The following is a 20,299-nucleotide window of genomic DNA, read 5'->3' as shown; positions in this document are numbered from 1 at the left end:
CGATGTTCGGCGACATCCGCCGGATCGTCGGTCTCGCGTGGCCGGTGCTCGTCGGCCAGCTCGCGATCATCGCGTTCGGCGTGATCGACACCGCGATGGTCGGCCGCTACTCGGCCGTCGATCTGGCCGCGCTCGGGCTCGGCTCGTCGATCTACGTGTCGATCTACATCGGCCTGACGGGCATCCTGTCCGCGCTGCAGCCGATCACCGGGCAACTGTACGGCGCGCGACGCTATGCCGAAATCGGCGAGGAAGTGCGCCAGGCGCTGTGGCTCGCGCTGCTGCTCGCGGTGCCCGGCTTTCTCCTGCTGCATTTTCCCGAGCCGCTGCTGCGCGTCGCGCACGCACCCGCCGCGCTGCACGACCGCACCGTCGACTACCTGCGCATCCTGTCGTACGGGCTGCCCGCCAGCCTCGTCTTCCGCATCTACAACGCGCTGACCAACGCGGCCGGCAAGCCGCGCCTCGCGATGATCCTGCAGATCGGCGCGCTGGTGCTCAAGTTTCCGCTCAACGTGTGGTTCATCTTCGGCGGGTTCGGCGTACCGGCCCTCGGCGGCCCCGGCTGTGGGCTCGCGAGCACGCTGATCAACTGGGCGCTCGCACTGATCGGCTACACGCTGCTCGCGAAGCTCGACGTGTTCGCGCCGCTCGCGATCTTCTCGCGCTTCTGCTGGCCAGTGTGGGAACGCCAGAAGGCGATCCTGAAACTCGGCGTGCCGATGGGCCTGTCGTACCTGATCGAGGTCACGTCGTACACGTGCATGGCGCTGTTCATCGCGCAATTCGGCACGACGACGCTCGCCGGCCACCAGATCGCCGGCAACATCGGCGCGGTGCTGTACATGACCCCGCTGTCGATCGGCGTGGCGGCATCGACGCTGGTCGCGCGCGCGCTCGGCGCCGGACGGCCCGAAGAAGCCCGGCTGCTCGGCCGGCACAGCGTGATCTTCGCGTGCGGCATTGCCGCGACATACGGCCTGCTCGTGTTCGTTCTGCGACCACTGATCATCGGCGGCTATACGCCGAACCCGGCCGTCGCCGCGGCCGCGATGCCGCTCGTCGCGATCGTCGCGTGCTACCACGTCTTCGATGCGCTGCAGGTCACGTCGGCGTTCGTGCTGCGGGCCTACAAGGTCGCGGTCGTGCCGACCGTGATCTATGCGGTCGCGCTGTGGGGCGTCGGGCTCAGCGGCGGCTACGTGCTCGGCTTCGACGTGGGCGGCATCGCGCCCGCGTGGCTGACCGGCGCGCGCGGCTTCTGGTTCGCGAACACGGTCAGCCTGATGCTCGCGGGCGCCGGGCTCGTGCTGTACCTGCGCCGGGTGAGTCGCGCGCACGCCCCGGCGCCGGCCTGACGCGCCGCCCGCTAGCTGTTCTCCAGCACGTCGGCCGCATGGTACGACGACCGCACGAGCGGGCCGGCGACGACTTCCCTGAAACCCAGCGCCAGCGCGTCGTCGCGCCATGCGGCGAATGCCTCGGGGCTTACGTACCGTCGCACCGGCAGGTGGTGCGACGACGGCGCCAGATACTGGCCGAGCGTCAGCACGTCGACTTCGTGCGCGCGCAGGTCGCGCAGCGTGTCGCGCACCTCGTCGTCGCGCTCGCCGAGCCCGAGCATCAGTCCCGACTTCGTCACGAGCGTCGGCCGCGCGGCCTTCGCCTGCGCGAGCAATTCGAGCGAGCCGCGATAGTCGGCGCCCGGCCGCGCCGCGCGATACAGCGACGGCACCGTCTCGATGTTGTGGTTGAACACGTCGGGCCAGGCCGTCGACAGCGCATCGAGCGCACGGGCCACGCGGCCGCGGAAGTCCGGCGTCAGCACTTCGACGCCGATGCCCGGCACGCTCGCGCGCACCGCCGCGATGCACGCGGCGAAATGCGCGGCGCCGCCGTCGCGCAAGTCGTCGCGGTCGACCGACGTGATCACGACGTAGCGCAGCCCGAGCGCCGCGGCCGCGTCGGCCAGCCGCGCCGGCTCGTCGGGATCGAGCGGCTCGGGACGACCGTGCGCGACGTCGCAGAACGGGCAGCGCCGCGTGCACAGGCCGCCCATGATCATGAACGTCGCGGTGCGCTGCGCGAAGCACTCGCCGATGTTCGGGCACATCGCCTCCTCGCAGACGGAATGCAGCCGATGGTCGCGCAGCACGGCAGCCATGTCGGCCACCGCCGCGCTCATCATCGGCCGCGCGCGCAGCCACGGCGGCTTCGGCAACGCCGCGCCGGCCGCGGGCTCGACGCGCACCGGAATGCGCGCGAGCTTGTCGCGGCTTCTCGCGCCCGGCTGGCCGAGCGCCGTGAGGCTGGGTCGTTCGAGCGCGGCGGCCATCGTCAGTCTCCGAGGAATGCGACGATCAGGCGGTTCACGTCGGCGGCCGCCTCCATCTGCACCATGTGCCCGCTGCCGGCGATCACTTCGGCACGCACGCCGTCGGGCAAACCCTGCGCGTGATGCGCCGGGATCACCTGGTCGCGCTCGCCCCAGATCACGAGCGTGCGCGGTGCAAGCGTCACGAGCCGGTCGCGGAACACACGCCGCTGCGCGGCGCCGTCGAACGCCGCGTTCGCGATCTTCTCGAGCGCGGCCTGCACGCCTTCGAGCCGCTTGTACTTGACGAGATCCTCGACAAGCTGCCGCGTGACCAGCGCGTTGTCCGCGAACAGCGCGCCGAGGTGCGGCTTCAGCGTATTGCGGCTGTTGCCGGCGACGAAACCATCGATGTAAGCGCGGTTGATGTCGGTGCCGAGCCCCGCGCTCGCGATCAGCGTCAGCGACGCGACACGTTGCGGCGCGCGTTCCGCTGCCGCCATCGCAACCGCGCCGCCCATCGAATGGCCGATCAGGTGTGCCTGGTCGATGCCCTTCGCATCGAGCAGCGCGAGCACCGCGTCGGCGAGTTCGTCGAGGCTGCCCGTCTCGACCGCCTTGCCCGATTCGCCATGGCCGGGCAGGTCCAGTGCCCACACGGGCCGGTGCGCGGCGAGATCCGCGTGATTGAACAACCAGTTGTTCAGGTCGCCGCCGAAGCCGTGAATCAGCACGGCGGGTGTGCCGGTGCCTTCGCCGAGCTTCAGGAAGCGCACCGTCCGGCCGCCGATCTGCGCCTTCTCGGGTTGCGGGCCGGCCGCTTCGTCGGAGGCCGCGCTCGGCACGAAATCGCGCTGGAAATCGGCGATCGCCGCGTCGATGTCCGCATCGCTCGCATCGGCCGCCGCGACGACGCCGAGCAGCGCGCCGACCGGCAGCGTCTCGCCTTCCTGCGCGACCTGCCGGCGCAGCGTGCCGTCGAACGCGCATTCGACGCCCGACGAGATCTTGTCGGTCTCGACGTCGAGCACCTCGTCGCCCTTCGTCACGCGTTCGCCGATCGTCTTCAACCAGCCGTTGACCTGCCCCTGCTCCATCGACAGCCCCCACTTGGGCATCGTGATCATGTGAATCGACATCGTGTCAGCTCCTCGTCTTCAGGACCGCCTGCGCAATCGCATCGGCGGACGGGATATACAGGTCTTCCAGCACGCTCGCGAACGGCGCGGGCGTGTGCGGCGCGGTCACGAGCTCGATCGGCGCCTTCAGCGCATGGAACGCGCGCTGCGCGACGAGCGCGGCAATGTCGGTCGCGATCGAGCAGCGCGGGTTCGCTTCGTCGACGACCACGACGCGCCCGGTGCGCTCCGCGCTTTCGAGGATCGTTTCCTCGTCGAGCGGCGACGTCGTGCGCAGATCGATCACGTCGACCTGAATGCCGTCCTTCGCGAGCTTCGCGGCCGCGTCCATCGCGAGATGCACCATCCGGCCGTACGTGACGATCGTCGCGTCGTCGCCGTCGCGCATCACGTTTGCCTCGCCGAACGGAATCGCATAGGACTCCTCCGGCACGTCGCCTTCGCGGGTATAGAGCAGCTTGTGTTCGAGGAAGATCACGGGATCGTTGTCGCGGATCGCCTGGATCAGCAGCCCCTTCGCGTCGTACGGCGTCGACGGGCACACGACCTTCAGCCCCGGGATGTGCGTGAACAGCGACGTGAGCATCTGCGAGTGCTGCGCGGCCGCGCGCAGCCCGGCGCCGTACATCGCGCGGATCACGACCGGCGTCACGGCCTTGCCGCCGAACATGTAGCGGAACTTGGCGGCCTGGTTGAAGATCTGGTCGAAGCACACGCCCATGAAGTCGATGAACATCAGCTCCGCGACGGGCCGCATCCCGCATGCGGCCGCACCGACCGCCGCGCCGATGTAGCCGCCCTCCGACAGCGGCGTATCGAGCACGCGGCCCGGAAACTTGTGGAACAGCCCCTTCGTCACGCCGAGCACGCCGCCCCACGCGTCGTCCTCGCCCGGCGCGCCCGCGCCGCCTGCATTGTCCTCGCCCATCACGATCACGCTGTCGTCGCGCGCCATTTCCTGCGCGAGCGCCTCGTTGATCGCCTGCGAATAAGTAATCTTCCTTGCCATGTCTGTCTCCTGGAATGTTCGGTTCGCCGTGTCGGCCGCGGTGTCAGGCCGCGCTCACGGGTACGACACGTAGACGTCGGTCAGCAGGTCGGCTGCGTCGGGCAGCGGCGCGGCCTTGGCCTGCGCGACCGCGTCGTCGATCAGCGCTTTCACCTGGGCATCGACCGCGCGCAGATCGGCGGTCGTCAACGCTTCGGCCCGCACGACGCGCGTCTCGAAATGCTTCAGGCAGTCCTTCTCGTCGCGCAGCTTCTGCACCTCGCCGGGTGCGCGATAGGTCTGCGCGTCGCCTTCGAAGTGGCCGAAATAGCGCGTGAACTTCACCTCGACGAGCGTCGGGCCGCCGCCGTTGCGCGCGCGCTCGACCGCTTCGCCGAGCGCTTCGTGCACCGCGAAGAAGTCGAAGCCGTCGACGATCACGCCCGGCATCCCGAACCCGTTCGCGCGATCGGCGATGTTGTCGGTCGCGACCGACCAGCTCGACGACGTCGCTTCCGCGTAGCCGTTGTTTTCGGCGACAAAGATCGCGGGCAGCCGCCACACCGACGCGAGGTTCATCGATTCGAAGATCACGCCCTGGTTCGACGCGCCGTCGCCGAAGAAGCACACGCCGACGCCGCCCGTCTTCTTGTGTTTCGCCGCGAGCGCGGCGCCGCACACGAGCGGGCCGCCCGCGCCGACGATCCCGTTGGCGCCGAGCATCCCCATCGACAGGTCGGCGATGTGCATCGAGCCGCCCTTGCCGTGGCAGACGCCGGTTTTCTTGCCGTAGATCTCGGCCATCATCCCGTGCACGTCGACGCCCTTCGCGATGCAATGGCCGTGGCCACGGTGCGTGGTCGCGACGTAGTCGTCGAGGCCGAGGTGCAGTATCGTGCCGACCGCGGACGCCTCCTCGCCCGCGTACAGGTGAACGAAGCCGGGGATCTCGCCGGTCGCGAATTCGACGTGCAGGCGTTCCTCGAATTCGCGGATCGTGCGCATCAGCCGGTAGGCGTCCAGCAGCTTGTCCCTGCTGAGCTGTGTCGAAACGGTCATGTGTGTCTCCTGGGTAGGTCTGACTGCGAATGCCGCCGCGGCGATGCCGTGGCGACGGATTGCACGGCCTGCGGCCGTCAGTGGAACGTGAAGCCGCCGTCGACGTTCACGGCCTGGCCCGTCACGTTGTCCATCGTCGCGAAGAACAGCGCGAGCCGGCCCATGTCTTCCGGTGTCTGCGCGCGGCCCTGCGGGATCAGCGTCAACTGGTGCCGCTGCCACGATTCCTCGACCGATTCGCCGTCGGCCTTCCATTCGTCGGACAGCCGGTCCCACATATAGGTACGGACGATGCCGGGGCAGATCGCGTTGACGGTCACGCCATCGCGCGCAAGCTCCTTCGCAAGCGCGTTCGTGAAGCCGACGACCGCGAATTTCGATGCGCTGTAGTGCGCGAGATTCGGAAAGCCTTCCTTGCCGGCGATCGACGCGACGTTGATGATCCGGCCGCGGCCCTGCGCCTTCAGGTGCGCGAGCGCCGCGCGGCAGCCGAGGAAGGTGCCCTTCGCGTTCACGTCCATCACGACATCCCAGTCGCGCTCGGTAAGTTCGGCGACCGGATGAATGCTGATCACGCCCGCGCAATTCACGAGGATGTCGAGCCGGCCGAGTTCGGCGAGCGCCTGCGCGACCATCGCGTCGACCTGCGCGGCCTGCGTGACGTCGACCTTCGCGACCGCCGCCCGCCGGCCGAGCGCGCGTACCTCGCGCGCGGTGGCGTCGAGCGCGTCGTCGAGCAGGTCGGCCAGCAGGATGTCGGCACCCGCGCCGGCAAGCGTCAGCGCAATGCCGCGGCCGATGCCGCGCGCGCCGCCCGTGACGATGGCGACCTGTCCTTCGAGTGAAGCCGTCATGGCAATGTCTCCTTGAGGATCGTTATGGATGTCGAAATGTCATGCTAAAAGCGGCGGCTCAGTCGTGCCACGCGCCGGCATCGCGCAGCAGTTGCCGCGACGACGCGTAACGCAGCGTGCGCCCGACATCGACCGTCAGCGGCCCGCGCCAGTCGAGCGAGATCTCGTAGCGATCGCCGCGCGCGACCTCGATCTCGCGTTCACCGTCGAACGCGAGCGTGCCGCGCTCGAACGGGATCGTCTGCCACGCGCCCGGCTCGAGCCGTTCGCAACTGCGCATCACGACGCGATCGACGCGGCCCGGCGCAATCGGCGCGACGAGCGGCGTGCCGGCCGCGTTGCCTTCGGCCGCGAAACGCATCGCGAGCCCGTGCGGCGCGCTGCGTTCGAGCGGCGCCCACGCGCCGCCGAGCGCGGACAGGCCGATCCCGTCCGGTTCCGCGAACGTCAGGTAGAGCGAATCGATGTCGTCGGACCCCGAGATCGCGCGGGCGCCGATGAAACGCTGGCGTGCGGCGCACACGTCGACGAGCGCGATCTCCTCGCGCCCCGGCTGCGCACCCGCCACGCAGCGCACGACGAGCCGCTTGTTGCGCGTGAATGCGACTTCGGCCGGCACCGCGCCGGTCGCGGCGAGTCCTGCCGCGACGCCCGCGACGGTTGCCTCGCGATGTTCGGGGAACGCGTTGTTGGTGCCGGTGGACAGCGCGACGAGCGGAGTCGCGCCACAGTGCGCGGCCACGGCGCGATGCGTGCCGTCGCCGCCGAGCACGACGATCAGCGCGACTTCCATCCGGTGCAGGTACGCGGCACCGGCCTGTGTATCGGCGACGGTATCGGTGATCGGCAGGTCGACGAATTCGACCTCGGGCCAGCGCTCGTGCGGCGCGACCGCGCGATGCGTGTCGATCGCGCGCAGCAGCAGCGTCGCGATGCCCGTGCGGTCGCGCAGCGTCAGCACGCGCTCGACGCCCATCGCGCCGAGGCCGGCCAGCAGGCGCACGATCATGTTCGCCTTCTCCGCCGTCGGAAACACGGAGGCATGCGTCGTGAGGCGGCGGATGTCGCGCCCCGATGCGGGGTTCGCGATCACGCCGACGGTAACGGGCGTCGTCACGGGTTCGTCTCCATCCAGTTGGCCGGCCCCGGCGCATGGGTGTACGCCGCGGCCCTGCCTGTCTCGTCCGCTGCCATCGCCGGGCGGCGGATCTTCATCGTCGACGCGACCGCGCCGACCTGCCCGTGATCTCTGCAAGCGGCGTGCCATCGTGCGTGCGATGACCGTGAAACCCGTGTGCACGCTGGCGCGGCGGGAATGTCGACGCCGCCGGTTCGCTGCCGGAACCGCAACGTGCGCGGCAATTCCGCCCGTTCGTCTCACCCCGTCGATGCGACGAAATGGCCGCCGCGAGGCCGGTGCAAGCGCGCCGTTGCGCCCGCAAACCCCGCGCTGTCGCGGCGCCGCGCGGGCCGCGTCATGCCGGACGATCCGCGCATGCCGCACATGCGTGCCTCTCAGCGACACGAGACAGCGCGCGATACCGGTGAGACGAACGTCTCACGCCCGCCGCGTGCTGCGATGCAATGTGATCCGTCGAACGGGATGTGCTACAAGAACATCGCATTCCCCGCCGTACGGAACCGGAGCCGACCATGCCCTACGCCGTCCCCCAGGCCCAGCACGCCGACCGTGTGCTCGGCGCGCTCGCCGGACGCCTGCCCGCGCCGGCCGAATCCACGCGCCTCGTGTCATCGTGGCAACGGTCGCTCGAGCGCTACCGTCTCGACCCCGCTTCGTCGATCGGCCCGCGCGTGCTGACCGCGGCGGAGCTGCGCGAAGTGCGCGACAAGGAAGAGGCCTTCCTGCGCGCGTCGGGCCAGTGCCTGACGCGGCTGCACGACATGATCCGCGTCGCCGACTACTGCGTGATGCTGACCGACGCGCACGGCGTGACGATCGACTACCGGATCGACCGCGAGCGTCGCAACGACTTCCGCCACGCGGGGCTGCACATCGGCTCGTGCTGGTCGGAAAGCGAGGAAGGCACCTGCGGTGTCGCGAACGTGCTGACCGATCTCGCGCCGATCACCGTGCACAAGACCGATCACTTTCGCGCGGCCTTCACGACGCTCACCTGCAGCGCGGCGCCGATCTTCTCGCCGGGCGGCGAGCTGATCGGCGTGCTCGACGCGTCCGCCGTTCAATCGCCCGACGGCCGCGACAGCCAGCGTCTCGTCTATCAGCTCGTGCGGCAGAGCGCGGCACTGATCGAGGACGGCTACTTCGTGCACAGCACCGCGCAGCACTGGATCCTGTTCGGGCATCCGAATCGTCACTACGTCGAAGCGCAACCCGAGTGGCTGATCGCGTTCGACGAATGCGGCAATATCGTCGCCGCGAACCGGCAGGCGCGCGACGCGCTGCCGGCGTTGCGCGAACCGCGCCATATCGACGAGATCTTCGATGCGACCGAGATGCCGCTACGCGATGCCGCGCGGCTCGATGCGATCGTCGCGCTGCGACTGCGCACGACCGGCGCGCCGCTCTATGCGCGGCTGCGCGCGCCGCTACGGCGCACCGGCCGCGAGCCCGGCTCGGCCTCGCGCCGCCCGGGCACCACGCAACGCCACGTCGGCGCGCTGACGCCGTTCCTGCACAGCAGTGATGCGCATATCGCGCAACAGGCCGAACTCGCGTTGCGGGTCGCGAGCAAGCGGCTGCCGATTCTCGTGCTCGGCGAGACCGGTGCGGGCAAGGAAGTGTTCGCGCGCGCGATCCACGACGCCGGCGCGCGGCGCGCGCGGCCGTTCGTCGCCGTCAACTGCGGCGCACTGCCGGAAGCACTGATCGAGAGTGAATTGTTCGGTTATGCGGCCGGTGCGTTTACCGGCGCACGCAAGCACGGCGCGCGCGGCAAGATCGCACTCGCCGACGGCGGCACGCTATTCCTCGACGAAATCGGCGACATGCCGCTCGCGCTGCAGACACGCCTGTTGCGCGTGCTCGCCGATGGCGAGGTCGTGCCGCTCGGCAGCGATACGCCCGTGCGCGTCGATCTCGACGTGATCTGCGCGACGCACCGCGATCTCGCGCGCATGGTGGCCGACGGCACGTTCCGCGAGGATCTGTACTACCGGCTGAGCGGCGCGACGTTCGAACTGCCGCCGCTGCGCGCGCGCGCGGACGTGCGCGACGTGATCGCCACCGTGTTCGCCGAGGAGGCGCAGGCAACCGGCCACGTGCTGACACTCGATGCAACGCTCGCGGAACAGCTCGCCGCGTATCCGTGGCCCGGCAATGTCCGGCAGTTGCGCAACGTGCTGCGCTATGCGTGCGCGGTGTGCGACGCCGCGCGCGTGACGCGACAGGATCTGCCGGCCGATATCGCCGCGCAGCTCGGCGGCGCGTCGATCGGCGCCCTGCCTGACGACGAGCGCGGCCGCATCGTCGCGGCGCTCACCGCGCACCGCTGGCGGCCCGACGCCGCCGCGCAGGCGCTCGGCATCTCGCGCGCGACGTTGTACCGGCGCATCGCGAAGCACCGGATCGTCGCGCCGCACCGCGCGTGACGCGCGGGTGCCGACGCATGCCCCGTCACGCGAGCTGCCCGACCGCGTCGTGCGCGTCGTTCGCGTCGTTTTCCTCTGCGGCCGCTTCGTCGAGCCGCGCGAACACCTCGCGCGCCGCGAACAGCGCGTTGAGCGCGGCCGGGAAACCCGCGTACACGGACATCTGCATGAACACCTCGACGATCTCGTCGCGCGTGCAGCCCACGTTCAGCGCGGCCTCGATATGCACCTTCAACTGCGGCTGCGCGTTGCCGAGCGCGGCCAGTGCCGAGATCGTCGCGATCTCGCGCGCCTTCAGGTCGAGTTGCGGCCGGCTGTAGATGTCGCCGAAGCCGAATTCGACCAGCAGCCGTGCGAAGTCCGGGGCGATCGGCGCAAGCGCCGCGATCACGCGTTCGCCCACCTCCCCGTCGATTTCCTTCAGTTTGTTCCAGCCGCGCGTGTAGCGGTCTTCAACGAGTCGTTCCATGGTGTTCGTCCTGTTCCGATGGGGAGTGAGAGGGTTTTGCCCGTCGTGCCGCATCGCGCTCCTGTGCCTCGTAGTACGCGATCTTGTCGCTGATCACGTCGAGGCTCGCCTGCAGCTCCGCGAGATGCGCGCGCACCGCGTCGCGATGCGCGACCAGCAGGCTGCGCCGCGCACCGAAGGTCGGCTCGCCCTGCGCGCGCAGCGCCGCGAATTCCTGCATCTGCGCGATCGGCATGCCGGTCGCCTTCAGGCGCATCACGAAGGCCAGCCAGTCAAGGTCGGCCGGCGCATAGAGCCGGTGCCCGGCCGCCGTGCGCGAAATCGCACGCAGCAGGCCGGCCTGCTCGTAGTAGCGCAGCGTATGCGTGGACAAGCCGGTCAGCTCGGCGACTTGCCCGATCGTCAGCGGACCGGTGGCGGAAGGTTTGGATACGGTTTTCGACATGGCAGGAACAAGGTTAGGAGTTAGAGTCAACTCTAAGTCAAGCGCTTTTGAACGGCCAGCGCGACGACGACCCACGACACCCCGCGACACCGTAAAGAATGGTCAAAACCGCCGCCCGGCACGGGTTTCGGTCTTTACAGCGCCGCAAGCCTTCAGCAAGATTCGGTCAGCCTGTCTTAAAAAGGGCACGCATTTGTCCTATGCTTAACGGCGACGCCCGGCCAAGTCTCGCCCGCCGTCCGTTGCAACAGCCATTCATCCGTCAGAATCAGAACCAGGGAGCCTTTGCCATGCTGAAAAAGCTGCTGATGCTGTTCGTCGCGCTGTCGCTGTCACTCGCCGCAGGCCTTGCCGCGGCCGTCGAAGTCAACACGGCCGACCAGGCCGCGCTCGAATCCGTGAAGGGTCTCGGGCCGGTGAAGTCGAAGGCGATCATCGACGAACGCACCAAGAACGGCCCGTTCAAGGACGCGGACGATCTCGCGAACCGCGTAAAGGGCCTCGGCACGAAGTCGGTCGGCCATCTCGAGGAAAACGGCCTGACGATCGGCGGCTCGTCGACGCCGCCGAAGGGCGTGAAGCTGTCGAAGCCGGCCGCGACGACACCGGCGACCCCGTCGGCAACGACGTCGGCAGGCACCGCGTCGACGTCCACGACCGCGACGGCCGGTACGACGGCCACTGCGCCGGCACCGGCGGCAAGCGCGCCGGACACGGCGGCGAAACCGGCCAAGACCAAGCGCGCGTCGAAGAAGGAAAAGGCCGCCGCGGCCGCAGCGGCATCCGCCGACGCGGGTGCGAGCGCACCGGCCGCCGCGTCGTCGACCAAGGCGACGAAGGGTTCGAAGAAGAAAAACAAGAAGGACAAGGCAGCCTCCGCCGCCGCGGCGTCGGGCGCCTGATGTGCGCCGCGCGCGCGACGGCGTGCGCGCGGCATTCGTTCAACGGGCGTCGTCGTCACGACGCCCTTTTCAGTAAAGGTGAAGCACCATGGGTCTCCTCGACATCGTTGGCGGTCTGCTCGGCGGCCAGGCCGGCGGCAACTCGCAAAGCGCGCTGATCACGACCGCGCTCGAATTCATCAACAACCAGCCGGGCGGCCTGAACGGCCTGATCGAGAAATTCAAGGCAGGCGGCGCCGGCGACATCATCGGCTCGTGGGTCGGCAACGGCGAAAACCAGCCGATCTCGGCAGACACGCTGCAGAACGTGCTCGGCTCCGACGTCGTCGGCTCGCTCGCGAGCAAGGTCGGCATCGATCCGTCGCAGGCTTCGTCGATCCTCGCGCAGGTGCTGCCGCACGTCGTCAACGGCGCGACGCCGAACGGCGAAGTGCCGGCAGGCGGCCAGGTCGATACGTCGAACGTGCTCGGCACGCTCACGCAACTCGCCGGCATGTTCGGCGGCAACAAGCAGGGCTGAGCCCGCACCACGCCGGCTGACGGCCCCGGCGGCGGTTTTGGCCGCCCCATAAGCAAACACCCCGCCGAGGCGGGGTGTTTGTTTTTGCGCGCCCGGCGCGAACCGGGCGGGCAGCCGATGGCAGGCGATCAGTGAACGACGCGGTCGAACACGAACTTGCCGTCGTTGACGTCGACCGGAATCACGTCCTTCGGACCGAAACGGCCCGCGAGGATGAGCTTCGCGACCGGGTTCTCGATCTCCTGCTGGATCGCGCGCTTCAGCGGCCGCGCACCGAACAGCGGATCGTAGCCGACCTTGCCGATCTGTTCGAGCGCCGCCGGCGACACGTCGAGCGCCATGTCGAGCTTCGCGAGCCGGTCGTGCAGGCGGGCGAGCTGGATCTTCGCGATCGACTCGATGTTGCTGCGGTCGAGCGCATGGAACACGACGACGTCGTCGATCCGGTTCAGGAACTCGGGGCGGAAATGCTGCTTCACCTCGAGCCACACCGCGTCCTTGATCTCTTCCTGCGGCGCGCCCGTCATCGCCTGGATCACCTGCGAGCCGAGGTTCGACGTCATCACGATCACCGTGTTCTTGAAGTCGACCGTGCGCCCCTGCCCGTCCGTCATGCGGCCGTCGTCGAGCACTTGCAGCAGCACGTTGAACACGTCCGGATGCGCCTTCTCGATCTCGTCGAGCAGGATCACGCTGTACGGCTTGCGGCGCACGGCTTCCGTCAGGTAACCGCCTTCCTCGTAACCGACATAGCCCGGCGGCGCGCCGATCAGCCGCGCGACGCTGTGCTTCTCCATGAACTCGCTCATGTCGATGCGGATCAGGTGCTCTTCCGAATCGAACAGGAACGTCGCCAGCGCCTTGCACAGCTCGGTCTTGCCGACACCCGTCGGGCCGAGGAACAGGAACGAGCCGTACGGACGGTTCGGATCGGCGAGACCCGCGCGCGAACGGCGGATCGCGTCGGCCACCGCGCTGATCGCCTCATCCTGGCCGACCACGCGCTCGTGCAGCTTTTCCTCGATGTGCAGCAGCTTCTCGCGTTCGCCCTGCATCATCCGCGACACCGGAATCCCGGTCGAACGCGACACGACTTCCGCGATTTCCTCGGCACCGACCTGCGTGCGCAGCAGGCGCGGCCGCGTCGGGTTGTGCTGCTCCTGCTCTTCGGCCTGCGTGACCTGCTTCAGCTGTGCCTCGAGCTGCGGCAGCTTGCCGTACTGCAGCTCGGCGACCTTCTCCAGCTTGCCGTCGCGCTGCAGACGCGCGATGTCCGCACGCACCTTCTCGATCTCTTCCTTCAACTGCGCGCTGCCCTGCACCGCGGCCTTCTCGGCGGTCCAGATCTCCTCGAGGTCCGCATATTCGCGGCCGAGGCGCTCGATCTCTTCCTCGATCAGCTGCAGGCGCTTCTGCGATGCTTCGTCCTGCTCCTTCTTCACGGCTTCGCGCTCGATCTTCAGCTGGATCAGCCGGCGGTCGAGCTTGTCCATCTCTTCGGGCTTCGAATCGATTTCCATCTTGATCTTCGAAGCGGCTTCGTCGATCAGGTCGATGGCCTTGTCGGGCAGGAACCGATCGGTGATGTAGCGGTGCGACAGTTCGGCCGCAGCGACGATCGCCGGATCGGTGATGTCGACGCCGTGGTGCAGTTCGTACTTCTCCTGCAGCCCGCGCAGGATCGCGATCGTCGCCTCGACGCTCGGCTCGTCGACGAGCACCTTCTGGAAGCGGCGCTCGAGCGCGGCATCCTTCTCGATGTACTTGCGGTATTCGTCGAGCGTGGTCGCGCCGATGCAGTGCAGCTCGCCGCGCGACAGCGCCGGCTTCAGCATGTTGCCCGCATCCATCGCGCCTTCGGCCTTGCCCGCGCCGACCATCGTGTGGATTTCGTCGATGAAGACGATCGTCTGGCCTTCGTCCTTCGCGATGTCGTTGAGCACCGCCTTCAGGCGCTCCTCGAATTCACCGCGATACTTCGCGCCGGCGAGCAGCGCGGCCATGTCGAGCGACAGCACGCGCTTGCCCTTCAGCGTCTCCGGCACCTCGCCGTTGACGATCCGCTGCGCGAGCCCTTCGACGATCGCGGTCTTGCCGACGCCCGGCTCGCCGATCAGCACCGGGTTGTTCTTGGTGCGGCGCTGCAGGATCTGGATCGAACGGCGGATTTCGTCGTCGCGGCCGATCACCGGGTCGAGCTTGCCCGCACGGGCGCGCTCGGTCAGGTCGACCGTGTACTTCTTCAGCGCCTCGCGCTGGCTTTCCGCATCCTGGCTGTGCACCTGCGAGCCGCCGCGCACCGCGGCGATCGCGGCTTCGAGCGACTTGCGCGTAAGGCCGTGCTGGCGCGCGAGCTTGCCGGCTTCGCCCTTGTCGTCGGACACGGCGAGCAGGAACATCTCGCTCGCGATGAACGTGTCGTTGAGCTTCTGCGCTTCCTTGTCGGCCTGGTTCAGCAGCCCGGCCAGTTCGCGGCCGATCTGGATGTCGCCGCCCGTGCCCGTCACTTGCGGCAGGCGCGAGATCGCTTCGTTCAGCGCGCCTTGCAGCGCCTGGATGTGAACACCCGCGCGCGACATCAGCGAGCGGGCGGAGCCGTCCTGCTGCGCGACCAGCGCGGCCAGCACGTGAACGGGTTCGATGTATTGATTGTCGCGGCCGGCCGCAAGGCTTTGCGCGTCAGCGAGTGCTTCCTGGAACTTGGTGGTGAGCTTGTCGATTCTCATTTTGTCGAGACCTCCAATTTTCGATTAACACCAAGGTGAGGATGGTTATGCGGCTTTCAAGCGTAATTCGGGTTGATTCAGCGCAAAAATCGATGGATGTCCTCGAAGCGGCCCCGGGACGGGCCGCTGCCGGGTCGCAGGGCGCGGCGCTCGCGTATCAGTCGGCCGTCGACGGCGGCTCGACGGACACGGGCGCGTCTTCCGGCAACGGCGCGGCGGGATGCACGCGCACGACCGGGCGAATGCCGAGCAGCGCCATGAGCGGCGCAGCGGGTTCGACCAGTTCACCGAGCGTGTGACGGTCGAGTTCGGCGAAGAACGCGTCGCGCGCGGCCGCCAGTACGCCCTTCAGCCGACACTGCGGCTCGATCACGCAGCCGCGCGACTCACCTTCGGCCGAAAAGCAGCCGACCAGCGCGAAATCGCTCTCGGTTGCGCGCACGACCTGACCGACGGTCAGTTGCAGCGATTCAGGGAACAGCCTCAGCCCGCCATTGCGGCCGCGAACGGTGTCGACCCATCCCAGCTCGCCGAGCTGCTGCACGACTTTCATCAGATGGTTCTTCGAGATGCCGTAGGCGTCCGAGATCTCCTGGATCGTCGCGAGTCCCTCGCCGCGCACGGCAAGGTAAAGCATCACGCGCAGCGAATAGTCGGTGTAGTCGGTGAGTCTCATGGGTGAATACGGAAGAGATCGATCGTGTCCCATTTACGTGAGCCGGGCCGATCGGGATGCGCACGGGGCCGGTCGACAGCCCTGTTCCGCGGCCCCGGGTTGCCGGGATGGCGCGCGCACAATAAGATGCGTGACATCTACACGTTTTTCAGGGGTCGTTGGTCGCTATTTTGCGTCAAAATCCGGCCGGCGTCCTGCCCGATGCCGGCGCCGCCGCCCCGTCGTTGTCTGTCTCTCCCGGCCCTTTTTTGCCATGACCGCCCTGCCCGCCTCGCCCGAACCCGCACCGGCCCGCCCTCGCGACGCCGAGCCGACCGAAGAAAACATCCGCGATCTCGTCTACGCGTTCTACGACCGCGTGCGCACCGATCCGCTGCTCGGGCCCGTGTTCGACGCAAGGCTGGCCGGCCGCTGGGACGACCACCTGCCGAAGATGGTCACGTTCTGGTCGAGCCTCGTGCTCGGCACCAAGGGCTATCGCGGCAACGTGCAACAGGCGCACCAGCCGCTCGGCGGGATCGAGCCGGCCCATTTCAGCCGCTGGCTGTCGCTGTTCCTGAAGACCGTCGAGGCGCGCTACGCACCGCCCGCGGCGATCCGCTTCATGGAGCCGGCGCTGCGGATCGCACAGAGCCTGCAGTTGAGCCGCTTCGGCTGGGATTACCGGATTCCGCCCGAGCAGCAGGCGCTGCTCGACGCGATCGCACCGCGCCGCCGCGGCGGGGACGACGGGGGCGACGATCCGCACGCGTTGCCGTCGCGTGCCCGCGGCGAGCCGTTTCCGGCGAAGATCATCGGGCGCGGCACCGATCCGGACGCATAACGGGTTGCCGTCACGGGTTGCCGTCACGGGTTGCCGTCGCGCGCGGCGCTTGCATGCATGCGGCACCTTGCTGCACGATGCCGACGCCGCGCTCAGCGTCGTGTATTGCCCGATTCGATCCCCCAGCGCGCGAGCGCGGCATCGTCGGTGCTGCGCGCGTCGACCCAGCGCTCGCCGTCCGGCGTGGTTTCCTTCTTCCAGAACGGCGCTTCGGTCTTCAGATAGTCCATCACGAACTCGCACGACGCGAACGCGTCGCCGCGGTGCGACGCAACCGTGGCGACCATCACGATCTGGTCGAGCGGCAGGAGCCTGCCGACGCGATGCACGATCGCGATGTCGATGCCCGGCCAGCGCCGGCCGGCCTCGGCCGCAATCTTCTCGAGCGCCTTCTCGGTCATCCCCGGATAGTGCTCGAGTTCCATCGCGGCAACCGCATCACCTTCGTTCAGATCACGCACCGTGCCGACGAAGCACGCGACCGCGCCGATCTTCGGGTTGCGCGCACGCAATGCCGCGACCTCGGCGTTCAGGTCGAAGTCGTCGGTCTGGATTCGTACCGTTGCCATTGCCCGAGCCTCAACCGCCCGTCACCGGCGGAAAGAACGCCACTTCGCAGCCTTCGGTGAGCCGCGTATCGGGATCGGTCATCTCGTGATTGCACGCCATGCGCAGCGCGCGCCCTTCCGCGAGCGTCTCGGCCCATGCCCCGCCGCGCACGCGCAGCCATGCGCGCACGTCGCCCACGGTCGTGACGCTGTCCGGCACGTCGGCCTGCTCGTCGGCCACACCCAGTGCCTCGCGTACGCTTGCAAAAAATTTCAGCTGAATCTTCATGGTTCGGGAAGCCGTCGCGTTACGACAGCAGTTCGGAAAACGGAATGAAACGCACGGTCTCGCCGGCGCTGATCGCGTGCTGCGGCGGATTGTCGATCAGGCCGTCGCCCCACACCGTCGACGTCAGCACCGCCGAACTCTGGTTCGGGAACAGGTCGAGGCCGCCGGCCGCGTTCACGCGAGCACGCAGGAATTCGTTGCGGCGGTCGCCCTTGCGTTGCGAGAAGTCGGCACGCAGCGACAGCGCGCGTGGCGCAACGTCGCGCACGCCGGACAGGCGCAGCAGGAACGGCCGCACGAACAGCAGGAACGTGACGAAACTCGATACCGGGTTACCGGGCAGCCCGATGAAGTGCGCATCGGGGCGATCGTCGCCGCGGCGCACCGCGCCGTAGGCAAGCGGCTTGCCGGGCTTCATCGCGATCTGCCACAGCGCGAGCCGCCCTTCGGCCTCGACGGCCGGCTTCACGTGATCCTCGTCGCCGACCGACACGCCGCCGCTCGTCAGGATCACGTCGTGATCGCGCGCGGCCGCGCGCAGCGTGTCGCGCGTCGCGGCGAGCGAATCGGGCACGATCCCGTAGTCGGTCACGTGGCAGCCGAGCCGCTCCAGCAGCCCGCGCAGCGTGAAGCGGTTCGAGTTGTAGATCGCGCCGGGCTTCAGCGGCTCGCCCGGCATCGTCAGTTCGTCGCCGGTGAAGAACACCGCGACGCGAATCCGCCGCGCGACCGGCAACTGCGCGCAGCCGACCGATGCGGCAAGACCGAGCGCCTGCGGCGTGAGCCGCGTGCCGGCCGGCAGGATCACCGAGCCCTGCCGGATATCCGCGCCCTGCGCGGTGATCCATTCACCGGCCTTCGGCGTGTGCAGGATCTCGACCGCATCGCCGTCGGCCGACGCCTGCTCCTGCATCACGACAGCGTCGGCGCCGGGCGGCACCGTCGCGCCGGTGAAGATCCGCGCGGCCGTGCCGGCAACGAGCGGCGCGGCCGGATGGCCCGCCGGAATGCGCTGCGACACCGGCAAGCGCCGCTCGCCATGCAGCAGGTCGGCGACGCGCACCGCATAACCGTCCATCGCGCTCGTATGCATCGGCGGCACGTCGAGCGGCGAGCTCACGTCGGCCGCCAGCACGCGGCCGAGCGCATCGAGCGTGGCGACGGTTTCGACGCCGGGCAACGGCTTCGCGGCATCGAGCAGCGCGGCGAGCGCCTCGGCGGTCGACAGCATCGGCGCGCGCGGCGCCGCGGGATTCGGGTTCGACATCGATGGAATCGGGGATCGTTGGATGCAATACGTCATTGTAGCGACGCCGTCGCGCGGGCGCGCGATATGGCGGACATGCGGAAACTGTGATTCGCGCGAACGCGCGGGTCTGGCACTTGTTTCACGCGCGATGCCGGTTTGACCGCAGCCGCGCGGCGCGGCACCGCCAAACGAAACGGCCGGAACCCCGATCCGTTCGACGAATCGGCATTCCGGCCGTCCTGCGCTGCCGGGCCCGCGGCCCGGCCACGCGTCATGCGCCCGTATGGGCGGCGATGAAGTCCTTCACCTGCTGCGCGTCGGCCTTCACGACCTCGAAACGCTGCGGCAGCGCCTCGAGCCCGTCGAATGCGGCCGGACGCTCGGCTTCGCGATCGAGCGCCTCGCGAATCGTCTCGCCGAACTTGATCGGCTGAGCGGTCTCGAGCACGACCATCGGCACGCCCGCGTCGAGATGCTCGCGCGCGACCTTCACGCCGTCGGCCGTGTGCGTATCGATCATCGTGTCGTAACGCGAGAACACGTCGCGGATCGTCGCGATGCGGTCCGTGTGGCTGCTGCGGCCCGACACGAAACCGAACTCGGCGACCCGTGCGAAATCGCCGCTCGCCGCGAGATCGAAGCCGCCTTTCTCCTCGACGTCGCGGAACAGCTGCATCACGCGCGCCGGATCGCGGCCGAGCAGGTCGAACACGAAGCGCTCGAAGTTCGATGCCTTCGAGATGTCCATGCTCGGGCTGCTCGTGTGATAGGTGTTCTCGGCGCTGCGCACGCGATACGCGCCCGTGCGGAAGAACTCGTCGAGCACGTCGTTCTCGTTGGTCGCGACCACGAGCTTCGCGATCGGCAGGCCCATCATCCGCGCGATGTGGCCCGCGCAGACGTTGCCGAAGTTGCCCGACGGCACCGTGAACGACACGCGCTCGTCGTTGGACTGCGTCGCCGCGAAGTAGCCCTTGAAGTAGTACACGACCTGCGCGACGACGCGCGCCCAGTTGATCGAGTTGACCGTGCCGATCTTCTGCTGCGCCTTGAACGCGTGATCGTTCGACACCGCCTTCACGATGTCCTGGCAGTCGTCGAACACGCCCTCGACCGCGAGGTTGAAGATGTTCGGATCCTGCAGGCTGAACATCTGGGCCGTCTGGAACGCGCTCATCTTCTTGTGCGGCGACAGCATGAACACGCGCACGCCGGCCTTGCCGCGCATCGCGTATTCGGCCGCGCTGCCCGTGTCGCCGGACGTCGCGCCGAGAATGTTCAGCGTCTGCCCGTGCTTCGCGAGCGTGTACTCGAACAGGCTGCCGAGCAGCTGCATCGCCATGTCCTTGAACGCGAGCGTCGGGCCGTTCGACAGTTCCAGCAGCGACAGCGCCGCACCGTTCTCGGTGCCGAGCGTCTTCAGCGGCGTGATGTCGGACGCGTTCTCGCCATGGCGCGTGTTGCGGTACACGTCGGCCGTGTACGTGCGGCGCGTGATCGCGCGCAGGTCATCGGCCGGCACGTCGTCGCAGAACTTCGACAGGATCTCGAACGCGAGATCCGCATACGGCAGCGTGCGCCAGCGCGCGAGCTCGTCGGCCGACACCTTCGGATATTCGGACGGCAGGTACAGCCCGCCGTCCTTCGCGAGGCCGCCGAGCAGGATGTCGGAGAACGTGTGGCGCTCGCCGATGCCGGCGCCGCGCGTGGAGATGTAGTTCATGTCGC

Annotated in this window: 19 protein-coding genes; 5 read left to right on the top strand and 14 right to left on the bottom strand. The window is 68.5% G+C overall.

The window, feature by feature from the left end; all coding sequences use genetic code 11:
• Positions 1 to 2: 2 nt before the first annotated feature.
• Positions 3 to 1,358, top strand: a complete 1,356-nt coding sequence (locus FOZ70_RS14875) for an MATE family efflux transporter (RefSeq protein WP_048021078.1) — start codon at positions 3 to 5, stop codon at positions 1,356 to 1,358.
• A gap of 11 nt (positions 1,359 to 1,369) precedes the next feature.
• On the opposite strand, the gene lipA is transcribed toward FOZ70_RS14875, so the two are convergent.
• The 6 genes from lipA to FOZ70_RS14845 form a co-directional block, all read right to left on the bottom strand.
• Positions 1,370 to 2,335 (bottom strand): lipoyl synthase, encoded by a 966-nt coding sequence (gene lipA / locus FOZ70_RS14870; protein WP_165581741.1) that lies wholly within the window; start codon positions 2,333 to 2,335, stop codon positions 1,370 to 1,372.
• Between the two features lie 2 nt (positions 2,336 to 2,337).
• Positions 2,338 to 3,453, bottom strand: a complete 1,116-nt coding sequence (locus FOZ70_RS14865) for an acetoin dehydrogenase dihydrolipoyllysine-residue acetyltransferase subunit (RefSeq protein WP_048021075.1) — start codon at positions 3,451 to 3,453, stop codon at positions 2,338 to 2,340.
• Between the two features lie 4 nt (positions 3,454 to 3,457).
• Positions 3,458 to 4,462: an alpha-ketoacid dehydrogenase subunit beta gene (locus FOZ70_RS14860; RefSeq protein ID WP_048021073.1), complete on the bottom strand. Its 1,005-nt coding sequence runs from the start codon at positions 4,460 to 4,462 to the stop codon at positions 3,458 to 3,460.
• Positions 4,463 to 4,516: 54 nt separating this feature from the next.
• Positions 4,517 to 5,500 carry a thiamine pyrophosphate-dependent dehydrogenase E1 component subunit alpha gene (locus FOZ70_RS14855; protein ID WP_021156490.1) on the bottom strand — a complete coding sequence of 328 codons (984 nt, stop codon included), beginning with the start codon at positions 5,498 to 5,500 and terminating at the stop codon, positions 4,517 to 4,519.
• A gap of 77 nt (positions 5,501 to 5,577) precedes the next feature.
• Positions 5,578 to 6,354 carry an SDR family NAD(P)-dependent oxidoreductase gene (locus FOZ70_RS14850; RefSeq protein WP_219706181.1) on the bottom strand — a complete coding sequence of 259 codons (777 nt, stop codon included), beginning with the start codon at positions 6,352 to 6,354 and terminating at the stop codon, positions 5,578 to 5,580.
• 58 nt (positions 6,355 to 6,412) lie between these two features.
• Positions 6,413 to 7,471, bottom strand: coding sequence for an NAD(+)/NADH kinase (locus FOZ70_RS14845; protein WP_021156492.1), 1,059 nt, complete (start codon positions 7,469 to 7,471; stop codon positions 6,413 to 6,415).
• A gap of 536 nt (positions 7,472 to 8,007) precedes the next feature.
• On the opposite strand from FOZ70_RS14845, the gene FOZ70_RS14840 reads away from it, so the two are divergent.
• The gene (locus tag FOZ70_RS14840; protein ID WP_219706180.1) at positions 8,008 to 9,924 is read left to right on the top strand and encodes a sigma-54-dependent Fis family transcriptional regulator; all 1,917 of its coding nucleotides are present in this window, start codon (positions 8,008 to 8,010) and stop codon (positions 9,922 to 9,924) included.
• 25 nt (positions 9,925 to 9,949) lie between these two features.
• Here FOZ70_RS14840 and FOZ70_RS14835 read toward each other — a convergent pair whose 3' ends face one another.
• Both FOZ70_RS14835 and FOZ70_RS14830 read right to left on the bottom strand, forming a co-directional pair.
• Complete coding sequence (locus tag FOZ70_RS14835) at positions 9,950 to 10,393, bottom strand: carboxymuconolactone decarboxylase family protein (RefSeq protein WP_048021065.1); 444 nt, start codon at positions 10,391 to 10,393, stop codon at positions 9,950 to 9,952.
• On the bottom strand, positions 10,377 to 10,838 hold the full coding sequence (locus tag FOZ70_RS14830; protein WP_059816810.1) for a MerR family transcriptional regulator: 462 nt from the start codon (positions 10,836 to 10,838) through the stop codon (positions 10,377 to 10,379). Before FOZ70_RS14830 ends, FOZ70_RS14835 begins: the two co-directional genes overlap by 17 nt.
• Positions 10,839 to 11,128: 290 nt before the next feature.
• Between FOZ70_RS14830 and FOZ70_RS14825 the strand changes: the two genes are divergently transcribed.
• A complete protein-coding gene (locus FOZ70_RS14825; protein ID WP_048021061.1) occupies positions 11,129 to 11,740 on the top strand; it encodes a helix-hairpin-helix domain-containing protein in 612 nt (203 codons plus the stop codon).
• Between the two features lie 88 nt (positions 11,741 to 11,828).
• Positions 11,829 to 12,260 carry a YidB family protein gene (locus tag FOZ70_RS14820; protein WP_021156497.1) on the top strand — a complete coding sequence of 144 codons (432 nt, stop codon included), beginning with the start codon at positions 11,829 to 11,831 and terminating at the stop codon, positions 12,258 to 12,260.
• A gap of 128 nt (positions 12,261 to 12,388) precedes the next feature.
• Here the strand turns inward: FOZ70_RS14820 and clpB are convergent, their stop codons facing one another.
• On the bottom strand, positions 12,389 to 14,986 hold the full coding sequence (gene clpB / locus FOZ70_RS14815; protein WP_021156498.1) for an ATP-dependent chaperone ClpB: 2,598 nt from the start codon (positions 14,984 to 14,986) through the stop codon (positions 12,389 to 12,391).
• Positions 14,987 to 15,143: 157 nt separating this feature from the next.
• Positions 15,144 to 15,662: an Rrf2 family transcriptional regulator gene (locus tag FOZ70_RS14810; protein WP_042972750.1), complete on the bottom strand. Its 519-nt coding sequence runs from the start codon at positions 15,660 to 15,662 to the stop codon at positions 15,144 to 15,146.
• A 253-nt stretch (positions 15,663 to 15,915) separates the two neighbouring features.
• On the opposite strand from FOZ70_RS14810, the gene FOZ70_RS14805 reads away from it, so the two are divergent.
• Positions 15,916 to 16,485, top strand: coding sequence for a group III truncated hemoglobin (locus FOZ70_RS14805; RefSeq protein WP_059862139.1), 570 nt, complete (start codon positions 15,916 to 15,918; stop codon positions 16,483 to 16,485).
• A 92-nt stretch (positions 16,486 to 16,577) separates the two neighbouring features.
• On the opposite strand, the gene FOZ70_RS14800 is transcribed toward FOZ70_RS14805, so the two are convergent.
• The 4 genes from FOZ70_RS14800 to thrC form a co-directional block, all read right to left on the bottom strand.
• A complete protein-coding gene (locus tag FOZ70_RS14800) occupies positions 16,578 to 17,054 on the bottom strand; it encodes a molybdenum cofactor biosynthesis protein MoaE (RefSeq protein ID WP_059862137.1) in 477 nt (158 codons plus the stop codon).
• 10 nt (positions 17,055 to 17,064) lie between these two features.
• On the bottom strand, positions 17,065 to 17,322 hold the full coding sequence (moaD, locus tag FOZ70_RS14795; RefSeq protein ID WP_011352296.1) for a molybdopterin converting factor subunit 1: 258 nt from the start codon (positions 17,320 to 17,322) through the stop codon (positions 17,065 to 17,067).
• A 19-nt stretch (positions 17,323 to 17,341) separates the two neighbouring features.
• Positions 17,342 to 18,589 (bottom strand): gephyrin-like molybdotransferase Glp, encoded by a 1,248-nt coding sequence (gene glp, locus FOZ70_RS14790; RefSeq protein WP_059587865.1) that lies wholly within the window; start codon positions 18,587 to 18,589, stop codon positions 17,342 to 17,344.
• Between the two features lie 253 nt (positions 18,590 to 18,842).
• Positions 18,843 to 20,294, bottom strand: coding sequence for a threonine synthase (gene thrC, locus FOZ70_RS14785; protein ID WP_021156504.1), 1,452 nt, complete (start codon positions 20,292 to 20,294; stop codon positions 18,843 to 18,845).
• Positions 20,295 to 20,299 lie beyond the last annotated feature (5 nt).

The sequence above is a fragment of the Burkholderia sp. COPS genome (assembly GCF_019425585.1).
Classification (GTDB): Bacteria; Pseudomonadota; Gammaproteobacteria; order Burkholderiales; family Burkholderiaceae; genus Burkholderia; species Burkholderia cepacia.
The sequence above is the reverse complement of the archived record's forward strand: the minus strand, read 5'-3'. Positions and strand labels throughout refer to the sequence as shown.

Excerpts from the sequence above, each read along its gene's own strand:
- FOZ70_RS14875 (WP_048021078.1), top strand. The coding sequence starts at position 3 with ATGTTCGGCGACATCCGCCGGATCGTCGGTCTCGCGTGGCCGGTGCTC.
- lipA (WP_165581741.1), bottom strand. The coding sequence starts at position 2,335 with ATGGCCGCCGCGCTCGAACGACCCAGCCTCACGGCGCTCGGCCAGCCG.
- FOZ70_RS14865 (WP_048021075.1), bottom strand. The coding sequence starts at position 3,453 with ATGTCGATTCACATGATCACGATGCCCAAGTGGGGGCTGTCGATGGAG.
- FOZ70_RS14860 (WP_048021073.1), bottom strand. The coding sequence starts at position 4,462 with ATGGCAAGGAAGATTACTTATTCGCAGGCGATCAACGAGGCGCTCGCG.
- FOZ70_RS14855 (WP_021156490.1), bottom strand. The coding sequence starts at position 5,500 with ATGACCGTTTCGACACAGCTCAGCAGGGACAAGCTGCTGGACGCCTAC.
- FOZ70_RS14850 (WP_219706181.1), bottom strand. The coding sequence starts at position 6,354 with ATGACGGCTTCACTCGAAGGACAGGTCGCCATCGTCACGGGCGGCGCG.
- FOZ70_RS14840 (WP_219706180.1), top strand. The coding sequence starts at position 8,008 with ATGCCCTACGCCGTCCCCCAGGCCCAGCACGCCGACCGTGTGCTCGGC.
- FOZ70_RS14835 (WP_048021065.1), bottom strand. The coding sequence starts at position 10,393 with ATGGAACGACTCGTTGAAGACCGCTACACGCGCGGCTGGAACAAACTG.
- FOZ70_RS14830 (WP_059816810.1), bottom strand. The coding sequence starts at position 10,838 with ATGTCGAAAACCGTATCCAAACCTTCCGCCACCGGTCCGCTGACGATC.
- FOZ70_RS14825 (WP_048021061.1), top strand. The coding sequence starts at position 11,129 with ATGCTGAAAAAGCTGCTGATGCTGTTCGTCGCGCTGTCGCTGTCACTC.
- FOZ70_RS14820 (WP_021156497.1), top strand. The coding sequence starts at position 11,829 with ATGGGTCTCCTCGACATCGTTGGCGGTCTGCTCGGCGGCCAGGCCGGC.
- clpB (WP_021156498.1), bottom strand. The coding sequence starts at position 14,986 with ATGAGAATCGACAAGCTCACCACCAAGTTCCAGGAAGCACTCGCTGAC.
- FOZ70_RS14810 (WP_042972750.1), bottom strand. The coding sequence starts at position 15,662 with ATGAGACTCACCGACTACACCGACTATTCGCTGCGCGTGATGCTTTAC.
- FOZ70_RS14805 (WP_059862139.1), top strand. The coding sequence starts at position 15,916 with ATGACCGCCCTGCCCGCCTCGCCCGAACCCGCACCGGCCCGCCCTCGC.
- FOZ70_RS14800 (WP_059862137.1), bottom strand. The coding sequence starts at position 17,054 with ATGGCAACGGTACGAATCCAGACCGACGACTTCGACCTGAACGCCGAG.
- moaD (WP_011352296.1), bottom strand. The coding sequence starts at position 17,322 with ATGAAGATTCAGCTGAAATTTTTTGCAAGCGTACGCGAGGCACTGGGT.
- glp (WP_059587865.1), bottom strand. The coding sequence starts at position 18,589 with ATGTCGAACCCGAATCCCGCGGCGCCGCGCGCGCCGATGCTGTCGACC.
- thrC (WP_021156504.1), bottom strand. The coding sequence starts at position 20,294 with ATGAACTACATCTCCACGCGCGGCGCCGGCATCGGCGAGCGCCACACG.